Source organism: Acinetobacter sp. TSRC1-2 (genome assembly GCF_049895885.1).
GTDB lineage: Bacteria > Pseudomonadota > Gammaproteobacteria > Pseudomonadales > Moraxellaceae > Acinetobacter.
This window is the reverse complement of the sequence record NZ_JAFCTF010000012.1, coordinates 1-20,803: the sequence shown is the minus strand read 5'-3', so window position 1 is coordinate 20,803 and position 20,803 is coordinate 1. Positions and strand designations below refer to the sequence as shown.

The 20,803-nt window shown below is 40.8% G+C and carries 21 protein-coding genes; 11 read left to right on the top strand and 10 right to left on the bottom strand.

Translation table 11 applies throughout. The features are described from left to right. Positions 1–59: 59 nt before the first annotated feature. Positions 60–944 carry a LysR family transcriptional regulator gene (locus tag ACP69Y_RS12565; RefSeq protein WP_425918706.1) on the bottom strand — a complete coding sequence of 295 codons (885 nt, stop codon included), beginning with the start codon at positions 942–944 and terminating at the stop codon, positions 60–62. A 176-nt stretch (positions 945–1,120) separates the two neighbouring features. On the opposite strand from ACP69Y_RS12565, the gene ACP69Y_RS12560 reads away from it, so the two are divergent. The 6 genes from ACP69Y_RS12560 to ACP69Y_RS12535 all read left to right on the top strand — a co-directional run bounded on the left by ACP69Y_RS12560 (position 1,121) and on the right by ACP69Y_RS12535 (position 8,317). Beyond that, complete coding sequence (locus tag ACP69Y_RS12560) at positions 1,121–2,650, top strand: CoA-acylating methylmalonate-semialdehyde dehydrogenase (protein WP_425918705.1); 1,530 nt, start codon at positions 1,121–1,123, stop codon at positions 2,648–2,650. An 11-nt stretch (positions 2,651–2,661) separates the two neighbouring features. Then, a complete protein-coding gene (mmsB, locus tag ACP69Y_RS12555; protein WP_425918704.1) occupies positions 2,662–3,552 on the top strand; it encodes a 3-hydroxyisobutyrate dehydrogenase in 891 nt (296 codons plus the stop codon). Between the two features lie 88 nt (positions 3,553–3,640). Continuing rightward, positions 3,641–5,290: an AMP-binding protein gene (locus ACP69Y_RS12550; RefSeq protein WP_425918703.1), complete on the top strand. Its 1,650-nt coding sequence runs from the start codon at positions 3,641–3,643 to the stop codon at positions 5,288–5,290. Positions 5,291–5,350: 60 nt separating this feature from the next. Beyond that, entirely contained in the window at positions 5,351–6,478 is a 1,128-nt protein-coding gene (locus ACP69Y_RS12545; protein WP_425918702.1) for an acyl-CoA dehydrogenase family protein, read from the top strand. A 19-nt stretch (positions 6,479–6,497) separates the two neighbouring features. Further along, the gene (locus tag ACP69Y_RS12540) at positions 6,498–7,271 is read left to right on the top strand and encodes an enoyl-CoA hydratase (RefSeq protein ID WP_425918701.1); all 774 of its coding nucleotides are present in this window, start codon (positions 6,498–6,500) and stop codon (positions 7,269–7,271) included. A 20-nt stretch (positions 7,272–7,291) separates the two neighbouring features. Next, complete coding sequence (locus tag ACP69Y_RS12535; RefSeq protein WP_425918700.1) at positions 7,292–8,317, top strand: enoyl-CoA hydratase/isomerase family protein; 1,026 nt, start codon at positions 7,292–7,294, stop codon at positions 8,315–8,317. Positions 8,318–8,702: 385 nt separating this feature from the next. Here ACP69Y_RS12535 and trpA read toward each other — a convergent pair whose 3' ends face one another. Then, positions 8,703–9,488 (bottom strand): tryptophan synthase subunit alpha, encoded by a 786-nt coding sequence (trpA, locus tag ACP69Y_RS12530; RefSeq protein WP_425918699.1) that lies wholly within the window; start codon positions 9,486–9,488, stop codon positions 8,703–8,705. Beyond that, a complete protein-coding gene (gene trpB, locus ACP69Y_RS12525) occupies positions 9,485–10,696 on the bottom strand; it encodes a tryptophan synthase subunit beta (protein ID WP_425918698.1) in 1,212 nt (403 codons plus the stop codon). Before trpB ends, trpA begins: the two co-directional genes overlap by 4 nt. Before the next feature lie 102 nt (positions 10,697–10,798). Here trpB and ACP69Y_RS12520 point away from each other — a divergent pair, with 102 nt between their 5' ends. Then, positions 10,799–11,680, top strand: a complete 882-nt coding sequence (locus ACP69Y_RS12520) for a LysR substrate-binding domain-containing protein (protein ID WP_425918697.1) — start codon at positions 10,799–10,801, stop codon at positions 11,678–11,680. 465 nt (positions 11,681–12,145) lie between these two features. Here ACP69Y_RS12520 and ACP69Y_RS12515 read toward each other — a convergent pair whose 3' ends face one another. Both ACP69Y_RS12515 and ribA read right to left on the bottom strand, forming a co-directional pair. Next, positions 12,146–12,931 carry a MipA/OmpV family protein gene (locus ACP69Y_RS12515; RefSeq protein ID WP_425918696.1) on the bottom strand — a complete coding sequence of 262 codons (786 nt, stop codon included), beginning with the start codon at positions 12,929–12,931 and terminating at the stop codon, positions 12,146–12,148. A gap of 53 nt (positions 12,932–12,984) precedes the next feature. Next, on the bottom strand, positions 12,985–13,587 hold the full coding sequence (gene ribA / locus ACP69Y_RS12510; RefSeq protein WP_425918695.1) for a GTP cyclohydrolase II: 603 nt from the start codon (positions 13,585–13,587) through the stop codon (positions 12,985–12,987). A 1,221-nt stretch (positions 13,588–14,808) separates the two neighbouring features. Between ribA and ACP69Y_RS12505 the strand changes: the two genes are divergently transcribed. The 3 genes from ACP69Y_RS12505 to ACP69Y_RS12495 all read left to right on the top strand — a co-directional run bounded on the left by ACP69Y_RS12505 (position 14,809) and on the right by ACP69Y_RS12495 (position 16,295). Next, on the top strand, positions 14,809–15,117 hold the full coding sequence (locus tag ACP69Y_RS12505) for a monooxygenase (RefSeq protein ID WP_425918694.1): 309 nt from the start codon (positions 14,809–14,811) through the stop codon (positions 15,115–15,117). Positions 15,118–15,341: 224 nt separating this feature from the next. Then, positions 15,342–15,491: a hypothetical protein gene (locus tag ACP69Y_RS12500; RefSeq protein ID WP_165494068.1), complete on the top strand. Its 150-nt coding sequence runs from the start codon at positions 15,342–15,344 to the stop codon at positions 15,489–15,491. Positions 15,492–16,052: 561 nt separating this feature from the next. Then, on the top strand, positions 16,053–16,295 hold the full coding sequence (locus ACP69Y_RS12495; RefSeq protein ID WP_425918794.1) for a TIGR03643 family protein: 243 nt from the start codon (positions 16,053–16,055) through the stop codon (positions 16,293–16,295). Positions 16,296–16,305: 10 nt separating this feature from the next. On the opposite strand, the gene ACP69Y_RS12490 is transcribed toward ACP69Y_RS12495, so the two are convergent. Beyond that, entirely contained in the window at positions 16,306–16,449 is a 144-nt protein-coding gene (locus ACP69Y_RS12490; protein ID WP_425918792.1) for a DUF2256 domain-containing protein, read from the bottom strand. 4 nt (positions 16,450–16,453) lie between these two features. Continuing rightward, positions 16,454–17,977: a cryptochrome/photolyase family protein gene (locus ACP69Y_RS12485; protein ID WP_425918791.1), complete on the bottom strand. Its 1,524-nt coding sequence runs from the start codon at positions 17,975–17,977 to the stop codon at positions 16,454–16,456. A 340-nt stretch (positions 17,978–18,317) separates the two neighbouring features. Between ACP69Y_RS12485 and nudC the strand changes: the two genes are divergently transcribed. Continuing rightward, the gene (gene nudC / locus ACP69Y_RS12480) at positions 18,318–19,085 is read left to right on the top strand and encodes an NAD(+) diphosphatase (protein WP_425918790.1); all 768 of its coding nucleotides are present in this window, start codon (positions 18,318–18,320) and stop codon (positions 19,083–19,085) included. Positions 19,086–19,358: 273 nt separating this feature from the next. On the opposite strand, the gene ACP69Y_RS12475 is transcribed toward nudC, so the two are convergent. The 3 genes from ACP69Y_RS12475 to ACP69Y_RS12465 all read right to left on the bottom strand — a co-directional run bounded on the left by ACP69Y_RS12475 (position 19,359) and on the right by ACP69Y_RS12465 (position 20,177). Beyond that, positions 19,359–19,556 carry a hypothetical protein gene (locus ACP69Y_RS12475; RefSeq protein ID WP_425918693.1) on the bottom strand — a complete coding sequence of 66 codons (198 nt, stop codon included), beginning with the start codon at positions 19,554–19,556 and terminating at the stop codon, positions 19,359–19,361. Between the two features lie 66 nt (positions 19,557–19,622). Beyond that, a complete protein-coding gene (locus tag ACP69Y_RS12470; protein ID WP_425918692.1) occupies positions 19,623–19,850 on the bottom strand; it encodes a hypothetical protein in 228 nt (75 codons plus the stop codon). A 111-nt stretch (positions 19,851–19,961) separates the two neighbouring features. Next, positions 19,962–20,177 (bottom strand): cold-shock protein, encoded by a 216-nt coding sequence (locus ACP69Y_RS12465; protein ID WP_004649268.1) that lies wholly within the window; start codon positions 20,175–20,177, stop codon positions 19,962–19,964. Between the last annotated feature and the right edge of the window lie 626 nt (positions 20,178–20,803).

Genomic DNA, 20,803 nt, shown 5'->3' with positions numbered 1-20,803 from the left:
CTCAATACAGATTAAATCAAGTTACAAAGAAAAAAGTCATCTAAAGATCAAGAAATGATTTATCTGCCCATTAACACCGCTTGCTGAATATCTGCCTGTTTACGCAAAAAATCCCAGACCAGTTTAATCCGGGGTTCATGTTGTAAATCAACCAAGGTTAGCATCCAGAAAGTGTGTGCAAAATTCACCTGCTCACTGAGTACCTCTTCAAGTTCAGGTTTATCCTGGGCAATAAATCGCGGCAAAATCGCCAGTCCGGCACCCGCACTGACCGCAATTTGCTGGGCCAGAATACTGTTACTGCGAAAACAGGCAGTCAATTGCAGGGGTAAGCGTTCCAGCGAATACAGCGCTGAGCTATAAACCAGATCATCAATATAATCGACAAAACGGTGCTGAGTTAAATCTTCTACCCGTTTAATTGGGGGATTTTGTTGTAAATACTTTTTACTGCCATACAGCTTTAAACAGTAATTCGAGAGACGGGTAATGATATAGGGTCCAGATTTGGGCCGGTCAATCGCGATCACAATATCGGCTTCACGATGTGACAATTTAATGGTTTTCGGAACAGGAATTAAATCAATGGTTAAGGAGGGATAATGCTGAGAAAACTCGGCCAATAACCGCGCTAAAAATGCAGTTCCAAAGCCTTCCGGCGCACCAATCCTTACCCGACCTTGCAAGGGGTCGTGGCGTTTGTCAATCTGGATAAACGACTGTTCCATTTGCTCTACACGGGGTACCAGTGCCAAGCCTTCCGATGTCAGCTCATAACCTGTCGCTTCGCGTTTAAACAGTTGAGTACCCAAGGTGTTTTCCAGAGCCTGAATCCGCCGTGCCACGGTACTGTGTTCCACCCCAATCAAGCGTGCTGCATTGGTGAGCGTTTTGGCACGCGCTAAAACCAAAAAGAAACGTAAATGATCCCAATCCACTTTCATTTTTTATTTAACATCCTGTTAAATGCCTGTGCAAATTTGCACAATCATCGTGCACCAATTTCTATTGGTGGTCAAAGTGTTCTTTGTTAGTCTGCAGAAACAGCGTAAAAATAATACGCCGAATAAAGCCAGTAAAGGCAGATACAACGACAATAACAAACCAGCACGGAGCGACCATGAACGCCATTCATCATCCACAGCAAAGTACCGGATTCACCACCGCAAAACTCCTCATTAATGGTGAATTTGTCGAATCAAAAACCAGTCATTGGCAAGATATTATCAACCCTGCCACTCAAGAAGTTTTGGGTCAGGTACCATTTGCTACCGCAGAAGAAGTCAATGCCGCGATTGCTGCCGCACAAAATGCCTTTGCCAGCTGGCGCCAAACCCCGATTCAGGCACGTATGCGGATTATGCTGAAGCTGCAGGATCTGATTCGTACTAACTCAAAAAGTATTGCCCAAGTATTAACGGCGGAACAGGGCAAAACCCTGGCCGATGCCGAAGGTGACATTCAGCGTGGTTTAGAAGTGGTGGAGCATGCCTGTTCTATCGGTTCACTACAAATGGGTGAATATATTGAAGGTGTGGCACGCGGTGTTGATACCTATACCTTGCAGCAACCACTGGGTGTCTGTGCAGGGATTACGCCGTTTAACTTCCCGGCGATGATTCCACTGTGGATGTTCCCGATGGCGATTGTCTGCGGCAATACTTTTGTCTTAAAGCCTTCAGAACAAGATCCGCTATCGACCATGATGCTGGTTGAACTGGCGATTCAGGCAGGTGTACCAGCTGGTGTATTAAATGTAGTGCATGGCGGTAAAGAAGTGGTTGATCTGCTGTGTACCCATCACGATATCAAAGCCATTTCCTTTGTCGGTTCGACCGCTGTAGGTACGCATGTGTATAACCTGGCGGGACAACATGGTAAACGTGTACAGTCGATGATGGGGGCTAAAAACCACGTTGTAGTCATGCCGGATGCCAATAAAGAACAGACATTAAATGCGCTAGTCGGTGCAGCCTTTGGCGCAGCCGGTCAGCGTTGTATGGCGCTTTCAGTAGCCGTGATGGTCGGTGAAACCAAGCACTGGGTCGATGAACTGGTCAATAAAACCAAAACCTTAAAGGTTAATGCAGGCCATGAACCGAATACCGATGTTGGACCGGTGATTTCAACCCGTGCCAAAGCGCGTGTGATTGATCTAATTAACAGTGGGGTCGAACAGGGTGCTGAATTGCTGCTCGATGGTCGTGATGTGAATGTTCCGGGTTATGAAAAAGGCAATTTTGTCGGGCCGACGATTTTTAATCAGGTCACGACCGATATGCGTATTTATCAGGAAGAAGTGTTTGGTCCGGTACTGGCCATCATACATGTTGATACTTTAGAACAAGCCATTCAGCTGATTAATGCCAATCCATTTGGCAATGGTGTGGGACTCTTTACCCAAAATGGCAATACTGCACGTACATTCCAGCACCAGATTGATATCGGTCAGGTTGGCATTAACATTCCAATTCCCGTACCTGTGCCTTTCTTCAGCTTTACCGGTTCGCGTGGTTCAAAGCTCGGCGATCTAGGTCCTTATGGCAAACAGGCGGTGCAGTTCTATACCCAGACCAAAACCATTACCAGTCGCTGGTTTGAGGATGATCAGGAAACCACAGGTGTGAATACCACGATCAGTTTGCGTTAAGGAGCATCAGCATGAAGATTGCATTTATTGGTTTAGGCAACATGGGCGGCTCCATGGCACAGAACCTGCTCAAGTCGGGCCATCAGGTTTTTGGTTATGACTTAAGTGCAGTGGCTTTACAGCATTTTGCACAAGCGGGCGGTGTGGTCTGTGACAGTCCACAAGCTGCCGCGAAGCAGGCGGATATCGTGGTCAGCATGTTGCCTGCAGCCAAGCATGTACGTGAAGTTTATCTCGGTGAACACGGTATTCTGGACGTACTTCAGGCGGGCAGTTTGTGTATTGATAGCAGTACCATTGATCCGCAAACCATTCAGGAAATTTCTACAGCAGCTCAGGCCAGACAGATTCGTGTCTGTGATGCACCGGTATCCGGCGGGACTTTGGGCGCCAAAGATGCCACCTTGACCTTTATGGTCGGTGCAGATGCAGCGACCTTTGAGGCGGTAAAACCGGTACTCAGCTGTATGGGTAAAAATCTGGTGCATTGTGGCGCTGTAGGAACAGGACAGGTGGCAAAAATCTGTAATAACCTGATTCTGGGTATTTCCATGACTGCTGTTGCAGAAGGGATGGCACTTGGAGCCAAACTGGGAATTGATCCGCAGGCTCTGGCTGGAGTGATCAATAGCTCAACCGGACGTTGCTGGAGTTCTGAAATCTATAATCCCTGGCCGGATATCTGTGCCAATGCGCCGTCATCACGGGGTTATACAGACGGTTTTGCCGCCCAGCTGATGCTCAAGGATTTGGGTTTGGCCGTCGATGCAGCGCAACAGGTTGATCAGCCGATTGTACTCGGGAGCATGGTACAGAAGCTCTATCAGCAGCTTTGTCAGGAAGGCGATGCCACTCTGGACTTCTCCAGCATCATGCATCAATACACTGCACCACCAGCCTAACAATTGAATCATCATTGATGGAGCAAGGAGAGGCTCCATCAAAAAACACCCTGTCAGTAATAACTATAAATTCAGGCTGAGGTTTAACATGCTCAATTATCAAAAAATGGCACAAGATTTTGATTTAAATACGGTTGCAAGTCAGTTTTTATCCGGTTCCATGCAGGCGATAAATGCCTGCTATGAATGTTGTGACCGTCATGCCGATTCCGATGCGATTGCCCTGTTCTGGTACGGTAAAGATGGCCGTAAAGAACAATATAGCTTTCGCGAACTGAAGAAATATTCCAGTCAGTTTGCAAATTTCCTAAAGTCTCAAGGGATTGGCAAAGGTGATCGCGTTTCCGGATTATTGCCACGTACCCCCGAGCTGATTATTACCATTTTGGCGACCTGGCGAATCGGTGCGGTATATCAACCCTTATTTACTGCCTTTGGTCCCAAAGCCATTGAGCATCGTATTCAGCTTGCCCAGAGCAAACTGGTGGTGACTGATTTGACCAATCGGGACAAATTATCCGAGATTAGCCATTGTCCGGCGATTGTCACCGTACATGCTGAAACCCAAGCGGAAACCTATCCACACGATCTCAGTTTTTGGACGGTGTTGAATCGTCAAGCTGAAGGTTGTGAAATAGAAATGCTCAATATAAATGATCCGTTCTTATTGATGTTTACCTCAGGTACTACTGGACCGGCAAAACCCTTGAAAGTACCGCTCAAAGCGCTGATTGCTTTTGCGGGCTATATGCACAATGCCATCGGGTTAAGCGCTGAAGATGCTTTCTGGAATATTGCCGATCCAGGTTGGGCTTATGGTTTGTATTACGCCATTACCGGACCCTTATTGCTCGGACATTCGACCTTATTTTATGAAGGTGGTTTTAATGCAGAAAGTGTCTGTGAAATAGTCAAGGAATATGGCATCACCAATCTTGCCGGCGCACCGACAGCTTACCGCATGATGATGGCAGCAGATCCTGCCCAGATGGCGCAACTGCGCGGTAAATTGCGTGTGGTCAGCAGCGCCGGCGAACCTTTAAATCCGGAAGTGATCCGCTGGTTTAAAGATGTTCTGGATGTGCCGATTTATGACCATTATGGTCAGACTGAAGTCGGCATGGTGGTGTGTAATCACCATGCACTTGAACATCCGGTTCGTGCAGGTTCGGCAGGTTTTGCCAGCCCCGGTTATCGAATCGCGGTCGTGGATGAACAGGGTAATGAATTAGCTGCTGACACTCCCGGAATCCTGGCGATTGATATTAGCCGATCGCCCATGATGTGGTTCTCCGGTTATGAAGAAAGCCGTAAATCTCCATTTGTAGGACACTATTATTTGACCGGAGATACCGCAGAAATTCATGCCGATGGCAGTATGAGTTTTGTGGGGCGTAGTGATGATGTCATTACAACGTCAGGTTATCGGGTCGGCCCATTCGATGTAGAAAGTGTCTTACTTGAGCATGATGCCGTGATTGAAGCGGCGGTGATTGGTGTACCTGATCCTGAACGTACCGAAGTGATTAAAGCCTTTGTAATTCTGGCCAATCCTGCTCATGCGACTGCTGATCTGCAAGAAGAATTAGGACAATTCGTGAAAAAACGTTTGTCTGCACATGCCTATCCACGCCTGATTGAATTTGTCACTGAATTGCCAAAAACCCCGAGCGGTAAGATTCAGCGCTTTTTACTGCGCAATCAGGAAATCAATAAGCAGCAGGTGAAGACCGCATAAATCAACCAAAGCCAGCAAATTGAATAAAAGATCGAATTAAAGAGATTGAAGGAAGAATCAATGCAATTTACGGAAGAGCAACAACTGATTCAGGATATGGCCAAAAGCTTCGCCCAGGAACAGATTAAACCCTTTGCCGGCGAGTGGGACCAAAAGGGCATATTTCCTAAACAGACTTTGTCCCAAATGGGTGAGCTGGGTTTTCTGGGCATGCTGATTCCAGAAGAATGGGGCGGTTCAGGTACAGGCACGCTGGCTTATGTACTGGCTTTAGAAGAAGTCGCTGCGGCTGATGGTGCAACATCCGCCATCATGAGCGTGCACAACTCGGTGGGTTGTGTGCCGATTTTTAAATTCGGAACTGAACAGCAAAAGCAGCAATTTTTAAAACCTTTGGCTCAAGGTGAAATGATAGGCGCCTTTGCCTTAACCGAACCGCATACCGGTTCGGATGCTGCAGCGATTAAAACTCGGGCGGTCAAAGATGGCGATCACTACATTATCAATGGCTCGAAACAGTTTATTACCTCTGGGCACAATGCCGGGATGATTATTGTGTTTGCAGTGACCGATCCAGGCGCTGGTAAAAAAGGCATGAGCGCATTTCTAGTGCCGCGCTATACCCAGGGCTATGAAGTGATTCGGGTCGAAGAAAAACTGGGCCTGCATGCCTCAGATACCTGCCAGATTGCCCTAACCGATGTCCGCATTCATGAAAGCCTAAGACTGGGTGCAGAAGGAGAAGGCTTAAAAATTGCCCTTGCCAACCTGGAAGGTGGACGGATCGGCATTGCGGCACAGGCGGTGGGTCTGGCGCGTGCTGCTTTGGAGGAAGCCACCCACTATGCGCATGAACGGGTGGCCTTTGGTAAACCGATTTTTGAGCAGCAAGCGATTTCTTTCAGGCTGGCCAGTATGGCTACCGAAATTGAAGCCGCGCGTCAACTGGTCCATTTTGCAGCACGCAAAAAAGAAGCCGGTGAAGCCTGTTTAACCGAAGCCTCTATGGCCAAGTTATTTGCTTCGGAAATGGCAGAACGCGTGTGTTCCAAGGCCTTACAAATTTTTGGTGGCTATGGTTATCTGAAAGATTTTCCGATTGAACGGATTTATCGCGATGCCCGCATTTGTCAGATTTATGAAGGCACCAGCGATATTCAGCGCCTGGTGATTGCACGCAGCCTATAATTTTAAAGGGATTTTAATCATGCAATGGCAAACGATTTTATTAGAACAACGTAACGGGGTCGGGCTGATTACTTTAAACCGTCCACAAGCTTTAAATGCACTGAATAACCAGCTGGTTGTTGAAGTCAATCAGGCCCTGGATCAGCTTGAAAAAGATCCGGAAATTGGCTGTATTGTCATCACCGGCTCAGAAAAGGCTTTTGCCGCCGGTGCCGATATTAAAGAAATGGCAGATTTAAACTTTCCGCAAATTTATCTGGATGATTTTTTCAGTCTGGCCGATCGAATTGCCCAGCGCCGTAAACCCTTAATTGCCGCGGTGAGTGGCTATGCCTTGGGCGGTGGTTGTGAATTGGCTTTAATGTGCGACTTTATTTACTGCGCAGATAATGCAAAATTCGGTTTGCCTGAAGTCACCTTAGGGGTATTGCCCGGTATTGGCGGGACACAGCGTTTAACTCTAGCCATTGGTAAAGCCAAAGCCATGGAAATGTGCCTGACCGCGCGACAAATGGGGGCGCAGGAAGCGGAACAAAGTGGTTTAGTGGCACGCGTATTTGCTAAAGAAGAATTACTAGAACAGACCTTGCAAACCGCAGAAAAGATTGCTGAAAAGTCGCTTACTGCAGTGATGATGATTAAAGAATCGATTAATCGGACCTTTGAAGTGAGCCTGGCCGAAGGCTTGCGCTTTGAACGACGGGTATTTCATTCCATTTTTGCCGGTCATGATCAAAAAGAAGGCATGCAGGCCTTTGTTGAAAAACGCCCGGCCAAATTTACCCATCAATAAAACAAGAATAGGAAAATAAAATGAGCGATAAAAATAATTTAGCGATTAGCGTACAAGGAAGTTTAGGCATAATTAGTCTGGATCGTATCAGCCATTTAAACGCCTTAACCCTGCCGATGATTCAAGGTATTCAGGCACAGTTAGATGAGTGGTGCCATGATCCAAAGGTACAAGCCATTCTGATCAATTCTAACAGTCCGAAAGCTTTCTGTGCTGGAGGAGATATTCGCTATCTGTATGACAGCTATAAAGCTGGAAATAATGGGTATCAGACGTATTTTGCCACTGAATACGCGATGCTGAGCAGCCTACGTAACTGTCCTAAACCGGTTATCGTTTTAATGGACGGCTATGTATTGGGTGGGGGCTTCGGACTAGCTCAAGCTTGTCAGATCAAAGTGAGTAGTGAAAAATCACGTTTCGCCATGCCAGAAACAGCGATTGGATTTTTCCCCGATGTTGGAGCGACCCATTTTCTGTCCAGACTGGATGAAATTGGGGTATATCTGGCGCTGACGGGCGAACAAATCAGCAGCAGTGATGCGCTTTATTTAGATTTGGTCGATTATCATGTTCCAAGTGAGCGCTTTGCTGAATTACATGCTGCATTGATTGCTGCACCTGCTTTGACCAGTACGGAAATCAGAAAAATTATTAGCGCTTTTATTACTCATCCTGTAGAAAGTGAATTACAAAAACGTGCAGATCATATTAATAAGCATTTTGCCTATCAAAACCTGGATGAAATTGAACAAAGTCTGGCGCATGAAACCGATTCTACAGATCAGGCTTGGGCGGATAAAACGCTCGCCACCTTGCAACAACGTCCTTTAATGGCGAAACAAGCCAGTCTGAAGTTACAGCAAGTGGGTCAGAATTTATCCCTTGAAAAATCTATGCAGCTGGAACGGGATTTACAAGACATCTGGTTGGAGCAAGGTGATTTTATCGAGGGCGTGCGGGCATTGATTATTGATAAAGACAAGAAGCCGCAGTGGCAAACAGATCATTCAAAATTCGAGAAAATTTTGGAAAAGCTAGCCTAATGAGTTAACAACCTCAAATTTAAGAAATTCTAATCTTAATTTGGCACCTTTTAAAAGGTGCCTTTTTATTCACTTTAAGAAATCTTTTTCGAAGTCTAAAACAGTGAAACTTTCATTAATGGCCATCCCCCCTAAAAATAATAGGAATTAAAAGTAGAATTTTCTCTTAAAGTATAGGCAGGAGAATTTGCGTGAAAATCTCTAAATTTGCTGACAGTCAGATCGTATCCATTTTGCAGCAGGCTGAATCTGGTACACTTGTTCCAGCGCTTTGTCGTGAATATGGGATTGGCAGGCCAGCGGTTATATCGATATTTGATAAAAATTGACTAATTTCATAAGTAAAAAACGGGAGAATAGAACTATCTTCTCCCTCTACACAAAATTATTGAGTTTGTTTAAGGATCTGTGAAAAAGCTCTTACTTTTTCTAAAGTAGCGTTAACACCTTTCTTAAAAAAAGTATCAACAAGCGCTGAACCTACAACAATTAGATCTGCTTTATTCGCTAAAGCTTTAACATGACTTTCATTTTTGATGCCAAAGCCAATGGCGATAGGAATCTGAAAAATTGGTTTTATTTCCGATATTTTCCGCTCAAGATTGGGTAGGTTTAAAGTTCCTCCCGTTAAACCATTTTCCGCAACCTGATATAGAAAACCTGTAGAACTCTGTGATATTTGTTCTAACCTATCAATGGGAGTGGTTGGAGCGGTCATAGAAATTAAGTGCATATTTTTTGCATTTAAGATCAATTTAAAATGATCTTGATATTCAAGTCGTGCATCTAGAATAAGGATGCCCTCAATAAGGTTTTCTGTTTCAGATACAAGTTTTTCAAAACCATATTGCAGAATAGGATTTAGATAGGTCATAAATACGATAGGTGTCTTGTTATCATTCGACCTTATTTCTTTGACCAACTCGATCGTTTTATTCACAGTTTGGCCAGCCCTTAAAGCTCGGATATGCGCAGCTTGTATAATCTCCCCATCTGCAACGGGATCAGAAAATGGAATGCCAATTTCAATAATATCTGCTCCAGCTTGACCTAATTGACTAAACAAATTAGAGCTTTCTGCGAAACCAGGATCTCCGGCAGTAAAATAACACACCAGGCCACTTCGCTTTTCCTGTTTTAATTTCTTTAATTTTTGATCTAAACGGTTCATTCGGTTACTCCTGCAAGATATTTTTTGACAGTATTTAAATCTTTGTCACCTCTTCCACTTAAATTGACAATAATGCTCTGTTCAGGCTGCATTTCTTTGGCTAGTCTGATTGCATAGGCGATAGCATGAGCACTCTCCAGCGCAGGTATAATTCCCTCCTGCTGACTTAAAATCTGAAATGCCTTGACTGCATCCTCATCATTAACAGCTACATAGCTAACGCGCCCTGTTTCAAACAGGATGCCGTGCTCAGGACCAACCCCAGGATAATCTAATCCTGCCGATATCGAATGTCCGTCTATAATCTGTCCATCTGAATCTTGTAATAAATAAGTCAAATTACCATGCAGGACACCAACGCTACCTTTTGAAATAGATGCAGCGTGCTCAGCGCTATTTGTTCCTTTTCCACCCGCCTCAACCCCAAACATTTTGACACCCGTATCTTGTAGGAATGGATGCATTAGCCCCAATGCGTTTGATCCGCCACCCACGCAGGCAACTAAAGCATCAGGCAGTTGATTTTCTTTCAGCAGTATTTGATTTCTAGCTTCTATGCCAATAACTTTCTGGAACTCTCTCACTATGGTTGGATAGGGATGAGGACCTGCACCCGTTCCTAATAGATAATAGGTTGTGTCTACATTACTGATCCAGTCACGTAATGCCTCATTCATAGCATCTTTTAGCGTTCCACGACCTTTCTGAACGCTTTTAACTTCGGCTCCTAGTAATTTCATTCGATCAACATTCGTTTGCTGACGATGAACATCCGTTTCTCCCATGTAAATAGTGCATTTAAGCTTAAACAGAGCGCATACTGTTGCTGTTGCAACCCCATGTTGTCCAGCACCTGTTTCTGCAATTATCCTTGTTTTACCCATTAATTTAGCCAACAAGATTTGTCCAACACAATTATTAATCTTGTGGGCACCTGTATGGTTCAAATCTTCTCTTTTAAGATATATTTTGGCTCCTCCCGCATAGGTTGTTAGATTTTTTGCATAAAAAAGAGGACTGGGGCGACCAACAAAATCCGTTAAAATTTGTCGATATTCAGTCCAAAACTCGGCTTTATGCCGAATAATATTAAATTCTCGTTCTAAATCTTGGAGGGCAGGGATCAGACTTTCGGGCATATAGCACCCTCCAAATCTGCCAAAAAAACCTGATTTATCAGGCCCATTTCCGGTATACAGTGTTGTCATTTTAGATCACTTGAAGAATTGAAATTTTCTTAATCTTAGAAGATTTTCATTTGTTATATAATTGATATATTTTTAGAGCATGATGTTAGAAAAATTCACACTATGAAATATAGAAAGTTACCACCATTAAATGCTTTGAAAGCATTTGAAGCAGTGGCTAGAAACAGAAGTTTCAGCTTAGCTGCAGAAGAACTATACGTAACCCATAGTGCTGTTAGCCATCAAATAAAACAGTTGGAAGAATGGCTTGAGAAAAAATTGTTTATTCGCCATTCATCAACTATCTCTTTAACAAGAGATGCAGAAGACTTATTCCGCCTTTGTACTCACTTTTTTAACGATCTAGAAAAATGTGTCTTTGAGTTAACCAATAAAGCTGCTGAAGTTGAAATTGTTATTGGAGCCTCTCATAGTTTTATGGCCAATTGGCTAATTCCACGATTAGAAAAACTCGAACTCATTTATCCGAATATCCATGTTAAATTAATGACATGCAATGATTTAAAGTTACTAGAAAAAGAAAAAATTGATATTTTTATCAATAGTTTGCATCTAGGTCACAGGCTTCCGGAGTCTCTAGAGAAATACATTTTATTTCCTGACAACATGGGGCCTATTTGTAGTCGTAAAACATATAATTTAAACGCGACAAATGATATTTTGAATTATCCACTCCTTCACACTCATTCCAATAAAAACGCATGGCATATATGGTTGGATAGATCAGGGCTTAATTCTCTGCCTAAATCTAGTGAACGTTATTTTGATAGTCTAAATTTAATGATAGAGGCCGCTGTTTCCGGATTAGGTATTAGCATAGCACCTCAAATTTTAGTAGAAAAAGAAATATTGAATGGAAGAGTAATAGCGCCTTTTGGCTTTATATATTGTGACTATCACTTTTATGCGATAACAAGAAAAAATAGTTCTCATAGTGAGGTGATGAATATTGTTAATTGGTTAAAGCGCGAAGTCAAAGATTAGACAAATAATAATTCGTTTCTATTGAAGTTATGAATGGTCGTGCACTTTCCATGTACAAGGGTGAGTCCAAAACCAGGGAATTGATCAGCGACAATATCTAACCACTTTAATCTTCATGATTTAGAAAGTTTGGGATGGCTGTTTTGGTTACGTGCAGCTTGTGCTAATGCATCTACTGAGCATTATATATCTGCCTTAAACGTCTGCTTTGACGTTCTGAGATATGAAGTATTCAGCAGTCCGGGAACTGGGTTAAGCATTTGATCACCCGCTTCTTGCAATACGGCTACTCGTTTAAGTTCTTTATTTGACATAGAGCTCAATATATTAAATAGCCCGCTAATAAAATCTCTAATTGAGTATTCTAAAAGCGGACATTTTTTTCTTTCGAGAAACCGGACATTTCTATTTTGGGCTTACACTTTTGACTTGGTATCAGCTGTATTACGTTAAGTTTAGATAAACTTAGAATTTATAGGTAATTCCCATAAAGAAGTTGGTCATTGAATCTTTATCAATTAAGGGACTATCTAGTATTTTATCGGGTAAAAATTTATGTGTTACGGCCGAAGTTACTCTTATTTTTGGATTCAATGAGTAATTTGCCGCTAAGGAAAGATATGGAATAATGAGGTTATTAGGTCTATATTTTTCTACGCCCTTAGCAACTTCGCTATCTAGTGTGCCGTAATAATAATTGGCTCGGCTATCCGACAACCATTCCACTCCCACATTTGGCATAAGAGTCCATTGATTATTTAATCGCCAAAAATACTGATAATTAGCTTTTACTTCTGCCGCGTCACTGGCGCTGCCAATATCATTGACTGCTTGCACAGAAATAATGCCATAGGGTGCTTTCACTATCGCTTCTAAACCAATATCAGCACTGATATCACGATCTTCTAATTGCACTTTACTTAAATTTTTTTGAGCCAACTTCGATTCATTTAAATCATCAACATCAAGTTTATTCATATTGACGTTCACGATGCCATTCAAGGTAAATAACTCATTTTTATAGAGTTTCATTCCTCCATAGAGTCCACGTAAAAAGAAGCGATCTCCTTCATAAGATAATATAGGAACTGGCGTAAGGTTTGTATCTTCACCAATATATAGACCCGTGCTTCCAACAATACCTAAGCCTGCACTAAAGCCTGTTGATCTTTTGATAGTAGGCTGATTTTCATCTGCAATTGCGTTTAATGGAATAAGACAAAATGATATTAATAAAATTTTATTGAGCATTTTCAATCCAGCATATTAATTTAAGAAATTAATGAAATTTAAATCCGCGTCTACTAAAAGTCACATTTCTCATACATATGTGACATGCGCTCTTGTTTCGTTTGCAAATAATTTTCATTAAATATATTTAAACCTACCGTTATAGGAACACGCTCTACTACATTTACACTCAAATCTTTTAAGGCATTAATTTTAAGAGGGTTATTAGTAATTAAACTAACTTCTTTAATGTTTAAATAATCTAGCATAACAGTACACATATCATAGTGACGTGCATCTGCCGGTAAGTTTAAAAGCAGATTTGCATCAACGGTATCATGTCCTTGATCTTGAAGGGCATAGGCCCGAATTTTATTCGTCAACCCTATACCCCGACCTTCTTGGCGTAAATATAAAATAACCCCCTGACCTTCATCACTGATCATTTGCATTGTGGAATGTAATTGTGGACCACAATCACATTTTAATGAGCCAAAAGCATCTCCGGTTAGACATTCAGAATGAATTCTGACTAAGACGGGTTGCGCTGAAATGGCATCCAATCCCTGAGAAAGGGCAATGTGTTCTTCGCCTGTATCGGGGTCTTGGAATACAATAATGTCAAAATCACCAAAAGCGGTCGGTAATTTAGATTTAGCCACAAATTTTATAGCCACGGATTCATCCATTTATATTTAAAAAGTCAGTAAAATCATAATATTCTCTCTTTATTAAAATATAATAAATAGAAAATAATTAACTACTAAATCTATAGAGAATAAAAAATTCAGAAATCAAAATACCTATTTTTTAATCCAAAAAAATTACTCTGACCTATATTTACCTTACAATTATTAAAAATAGATCAAATAAAATGCTTACTACATGTAAATATAGTAAGCATTGCCGTAATTAATCCGGCTAAGTGTGACTTGAAAATATCTTTGATCACTTAAATTTCAATTATAATAATTATGTCAGGGTGAATTTTTTGTGAAGCTATATAACCCTAATAAAAATACTTAAAGATATTTACAGCAGTAGGGGAATAGATCTATTTCCGATGCTGTAGAAGACCTGTTCAATGCTCTCGAAAAACAGTTAAATCTAAATATGCTGTTTTACCTTGCTCGGCGAACTACACCAAAAATTTTCTAGCAGATGGGTAAAGGCTTTATCACCGTGGTCATTCCAGATAAGCTAAGCTGAAGCAATTTATGATGCTTTTAATTACCAATAACGAGCTTTTGGGGAGAAAAGGGCAGATCATGCCTAAAGTTGTAATCAATAGAAAAACGCCGAAAATCGCATGTCCAGGGATTTCTTGCTGATTTATCGCGTTGAATCGCTTTCTAACTTTGATTAGGTTGTTTTTGATCGGACAGAAGATTGTCTAAGTGAAAAGTACATATCGCACCCAGCATTCTTGTATTAAGATTCAAAACAGCAAATAGCACACATACTTTAGCTAATCCAGCTCGAATTTTTATGGGTCACTGAAGCAGCCGGGATCTGCTTCTCGTTTAAGATATTGTAATAATAATCAAAGAATAGATACACGCCTTTAAAAATCACAAAAAAATTATCCAAGCTATAAAGGTTTATTAAGTCTAAACTATATAACTGAAGTTAATAGCCATCCTTTTTCCTTTTGCAATTTATTAGTAATACTGGTGTGCAGAGATTAATAACAATTTAGTCTTTAGTATTTAGATACAGCCCCAGGTTCGTGAAAACTGAAAAATCTGAAGCACTGAAATTTTCTGCTGGCCTAAAAACTGGAATATTTCATTTTTATAAGAGCAAAGCTTACCTCAAAGTTTTTTTTTATTACTTGCACAAAAATTTATAAAATGTTCAAGTATTAAGATTGGTATTGGATTATAAAGGATACAACAATGGCCGTTATTCTTCAGGTGGATTTCCCATCTCAAGGTCCATTTGGTGAAGCGATGAGCCAAGCCTATCGAACTCTTGCTGAAAGTATTAATCTAGAAACAGGCATGATCTGGAAAATCTGGACAGAAAATAGTGATACTCAAGAAGCAGGTGGTATATACCTATTTGATCATCAAGAAAATGCAGAAAAGTATTTAAAAATGCACACTGCGCGTCTGACGAGTTTTGGGGTAAAAAATATTCGTGGAAAAATATTTCAGATCAATTCAGCATTATCTGATATTAATCAAGCAAACTTCTTAAAATAACTGAATTGCATATGTGAATTACAATATACCTAATCTTGACTAAAAAAATCAGGTATTTTTAAAACTCTCTTGCTCTAGCTTTACTCCTTATTGCGTGGCCGCTATGAATCTTCAGTGAATCATATGTTTCATAAAATTTAATAATTATATTCATATAAATTAAATATTTATAAAATAAAATACTGTCATTAAATTTGGTTTAAGAACTTGAGGGAAATAGGAAAATGATGAGTTTATTAAAAAAATTACAAGGTTTATTGGCATATGAACAGTCACACTTAACTACACAAGCGATTTCTAAGATGGATTTGACCATTCGTCGCCAATGCCACGCCCAACAGATTCCTCTATTACGCACAGATTATTTAGAATAAATGTTAAACAGAATATATTTTTTTGAATAGGAGCTATAAATAGCTTCTTTTTTTATAAAAACTTAATGAGTTTTTTTGAACAGAATAGATCTTTCATAAATCACTTTTTGCTCAGTTCTATATTATAAATCCTAGCAATTAAATTGAATCTTAGCCCCAACCTTTTACCTCTGTTTCGATAACATTTTGCAAGTATCTTTGAATAGCCACTAATTTTGTAGACACCTGTTAGTTCGATAAAATAGCTAATTAATCAGGTGCCTACAAACTATAAATGATAACCCAAAGTATTTAAAATTGATGATCCGCTTATAGAAAACACTTAAAAGGATCTGCAAAGTGTCATGTGGGCTACACGTGAATAGCATTGAATAAGAAAAATACAGAGCAGCCTAAAAAATCACAAATTCTTCATGTTCCTTTTCATAAGATGACATCCGTCAGTTTGATCTGATCAGGAGCTATAGATAGTTATTCGTTTGAACTTAATCAATCAACTTTCTATATTTTTAAACAAATTAAAGGAATAAGGGGCATGTTGTGCATCATGTAACTGAATATGTGGGAGCGGATCTGTCACGGATTATTGAAATGGCTTGGGAGGATAGAACACCTTTTGAAGCCATTCAGCGTGAGTTTGGTTTGAATGAACCTTCAGTGATTCGCTTAATGCGTCAGAATATGAAACCAGGTAGTTTTAAACTATGGCGTGAACGAGTGACAGGACGTAAAACTAAACATTTGCAACTGCGTTCACCGGATGTGATTCGGGCCTATTGTTCCCGGCAGTACAAACGTTTCTAGCGGCGTTACTCTATGGTAGGCGCTGTTTGGATTGACGTTTGCATCTTTCAGAACAATATCTGACCTCATCCCAGCAGCGTTGCCATTTTTTGCGCCAGGTAAAGGGGCGTAGGCAGTGAGCACAGATTTTTTCCGGTAAATGCTGTTTTTTCATGGCACTACAACTCATCTAGCTGTCTCAGCAACTGTTGGGCATGTGCAATGATTTGATCTTTGTCCTGCAGTTTATCCAGCTGTCGATAAATCATGCCCATCCGGGGATTGGAGCGGAAGACTCCCTCATGCCTGATCATGAAATACCAATACAGGCTGTTAAAAGGACAACTATCGGCTTCAGTCCTTGTTTTAACATTGTAAGGACAGTGCTTACAGTAATTGGACATTTTTTGAATGTAATTTCCGGAAGCCGCATAAGGCTTGCTCGCCAGTAAACCGCCATCAGCATGCATCACCATGCCTAGGGTGTTCGGAAGTTCCACCCATTCATAAGCATCGGCATAGACCGCCAAGTACCATTCACTGATCTGCTGAGGATCCACACTGATTAACAGAGCAAAGTTGCCGGTAATCATTAGACGCTGAATATGATGAGCATAGGCATGTTCAAAAGTATTGCGAAAGCATTCTGCCATGCAGGTCATTTTGGTTCGGCCCGTCCAGTAAAATTGTGGCAGGGTAGTGGAATAATTCAATACATTACTGCTGGCGTATTCGGGCATCCGCAACCAGTAAATGCCACGGACATATTCCCGCCAGCCGAGGACTTGCCGAATAAAGCCTTCCACCGCATTAAGTGGGGCATGACCGCTGTAGTAGGCAGCTTCTGCTGCATCACAAACTTCTTTTGCCACCAGCAAACCGCAATTCAAGTATGGCGACAGCAGGCTGTGAAACAGGGTATCTTCGCCATACACCATGGCATCTTGGTAATCACCAAAATGAGGCAAATTGTTGGCAATGAAATGCTGCAACGCAAGCAGGGCATTGCTGCGAGTGGTTGCCCAGTGGAAATTTGTAACAGACCCGATGTGTTGGGGAAACTCGCGTCTGACCAGTTCAATAACATCCAAATCAATCTGATCAAGCTCAAACCGTAGCGGAGCAGGCAAGGAAGGCTGGCCTAACCAAGTCTTGCGGTTAGCACTATCATAGTTCCATTGTTTCCCCAGCGGCTGCTGTTGCTGCATTAAATAACCTGTTTGCTTGCGCATTTCACGGTAGAAGTATTCCATGCGCAGGGTGTGGTACTGGCTGGCCCATTGCCGGAACTGGGCAGGACTGCAAAAAAAGCGATCGTCATTCAGGCAGTGCACCGGCAGTTGCAGCTGGCTGCTCCAGTGATTTTCAATTTCATGCTGCAGACGATATTCACCACAATGGGTAATGACCAGTGCACTTGCTGGCAACAATTGCTGCTGTGCCTGAACGAAATCAATCAGTTTACCGATCCTGCTGTCACGTTGAAAGGGATGGTAGCGGACACGCCACCCCTGAGCTTTGAGCTCCTTGGCAAAATGGCGCATGGCGCTGAAAATCAGGGCTATTTTTTGTGGATGATGCGCGACATAAGTACTTTCCTCAAGTACTTCTGCCATCAAGATGACGTCCTGTGCACGGTTCAGGAATTTGAGTGTCGCCAGCTGATGACGAAGTTGATCACCGAGGATTAAACCAAAACGCATAAACATGATTCAGGACATGGAGGAAACAGCAGTGTAAATGCTGAGGGTTCAATTTTTTGTGAAAATACTCTGCGCAGCAAGCTGGATCAACAGGGGCAAGGCTTTTAACAATGAATGGCTCAGGCCTACTTATTGTCCTGAATTTTCCCAAGTCATTTGTTTCATAACAGGTGTGAAAATTATGTGATTTTAATCAAAAAGATACAAATTATTGTGATTGTAATTCAGTCCGGTTACGCTTAGTATTTTCCATGAATTTACTCCATGTAAGCTTCCTTAGTTTTGTCCCATACGCCCCCTGTGTGGGATTTTTTTTAATCAAGGTATCTGAATGACCACCATGCACTTAAAAGCTTACATTTTTAGACAGCAGCAACTACTGGTTGACGAGGATTTTCAGTTGCCTCAGGTGGAAAGGCTTCAGCATGACTTGAACTTGTCTGCAGATGGTGAAGTCATTGCACGGGATCTGAAGGAGAATGAGTCTGTACCTGAAGGCTATCAGCTCGTTCCGATCAGGCAGCTGGTGCAGGTGTGGAGTAGACGGCAGTTCGAGCAGGCAAGCCGCGCGGTTCAGTTACTGGAATGGCGTCGTAATCATCAGTTCTGCAGTCATTGTGGCCATCAGACGCAGCAGCATGTTAGTCAGTATGCAATGGTCTGTCCTGCCTGTGGCTATAATCAGTATCCAAGAGTCAATCCATGTGTCATTACCATCATTACCCGCGGGACAGATGAAATTTTACTGGCGAAAAATGCCCGCAATAAAACCCAGATGTACAGTTTAATTGCCGGGTTTGTGGAGGTGGGTGAAACGCTTGAGGAAGCAGTGCGTCGTGAAACTCTGGAAGAAGTGGGGCTTCAGGTCAAAAATATTCAATATCTGGCAAGTCAGCCGTGGCCTTTTCCAAGCAACCTGATGATGGCATTTAAGGCTGAATATGATGCCGGCGACATTCAAATACAGGAGAATGAATTAAGTGATGCTCAGTTTTTCAAGTTTGATCAGTTGCCAGAGATTCCATTTCAGGGCAGCATCGCTCATGCCATGATCATGCATCTGATGAATGGAACACCTGTGGCGGATGATACCAAAGAATGGCTTTGAAATAGAGATACTCGCATTTATCTTGCTTTCTAAAGAAGAAAGATTGGGAATTTATGCCGCCTAGAAACGTAAATTTTTATTTTTAATATTTGCCCAGGAGTTAAGCCCGTTTCCACCATCTATCGAGAAATAAAGAACTTGGTAACTATCGGGCTAAACAGGTTTGACAGCTTTAAGATCGGCGCAATTGGAAAACAATTTATATAAAATATTCAAGGATCTGCACGTCATATCATCCATATGAAGATACATTGCCCTGAGCAGGATTCAAATTTATACAATCTTGAAAATTTTTCCACTTAAGGTACTTTGGAAAAACATTTCAAAACTAGGACGAATATCCTCACCATCAACTGTAATATGTTTTATATTCGAAAATGATTGGGTGTTTGCAAAATGATTGTCAACTGTTGCCTGAATAAAGTGTTTAATACCAAATTGATCTTTTACACTGATACTTTGTTTAAACATTAATATACCTTGATAAAATTATGAAAGATAAATGATTAAGTTAACTATTCGATATTTATAATTTTTTTAAACAACTCTATGATTTAATTTAAATAATTGATGTAAAGAAGTATAAAAAGTACGACCATCTAGATTTAAATCAACTTCAATCCCAGACTGAAGAAGAACTCTCTTACCTACTTCAATTTTCTTTAAACCCTGACGTGTATTTTGCATTTTATTTAGAGGAATTAACGATACTATAATTTCGGTACCATTTGGAGATTTTGCAATTAAATCATTTATTTTTAACAACTTATATCCTATTTTTTGGAGATTTTTCCAATCTGGAAAACAATTCTAAAATTAAATTTTGAATTATAAAAAAGCACTAATGAGTGCTTTTTTATTACTGCTTATTATTACTTAGATAGCAACAATATTTACAGCATTCGGTCCTTTTTGACCTTGAGCTACACTGAATTCAACCATTTGACCTTCAAGTAAGGTTTTGAAACCTGAACTAGCGATTTCGCTGAAATGAGCAAAAACATCTGGGCCTGATTCTTGTTGAATGAAACCAAAACCTTTAGTTTCGTTGAACCACTTTACAGTACCTTTAACAACATTTGAGTTTGACATAATATATCCTACTGATTTTTAATAATTTTTAGTCATTTTATTGACTGATTATAACTTTGAAAATAATAAAGAACGAGACTTAAAATCTGAAAAAAACGAAGGATTATGACTAAAACTGCGATACTTAAAGAAGATTTACCGAAACAAGACTTTTTTCTAGTTAAGTTAACTATACGCTAAAAATATAAATAATCAAGTTTTCTTATATATATATTTATATTCCTTATAAAAAAGATGAGGATTTATTAAAAAATTCAATTATTTCAATAATATTAATCTTTTATTGTAATTGTAACAAAATAAAGTTAATCTGTTGGCCTAGTAGGTTTGACCAATTAAATAAATGCGATTGTATAGTTCTGTAATAATAATATTGGCGTTTTTAATTTCGGGAATGATCATTTTTTCCCATATGCAAAGCTTATATCACCCACCGAATTTGACAGCATTATTTACTAAATAACCCGAATCGCGGATAAGAAATTGACTTGAAAAATAAGAGGACTAGAGCCATCAGTTGAGTTACCACACCAAACCTAAAGCTCTAGTCCTGATGTTTAATAGTACCGAATTATTTTGCCTAATTGATGATTTCTTTCTTAAATTTGAAGCAACTTATTGGAAAT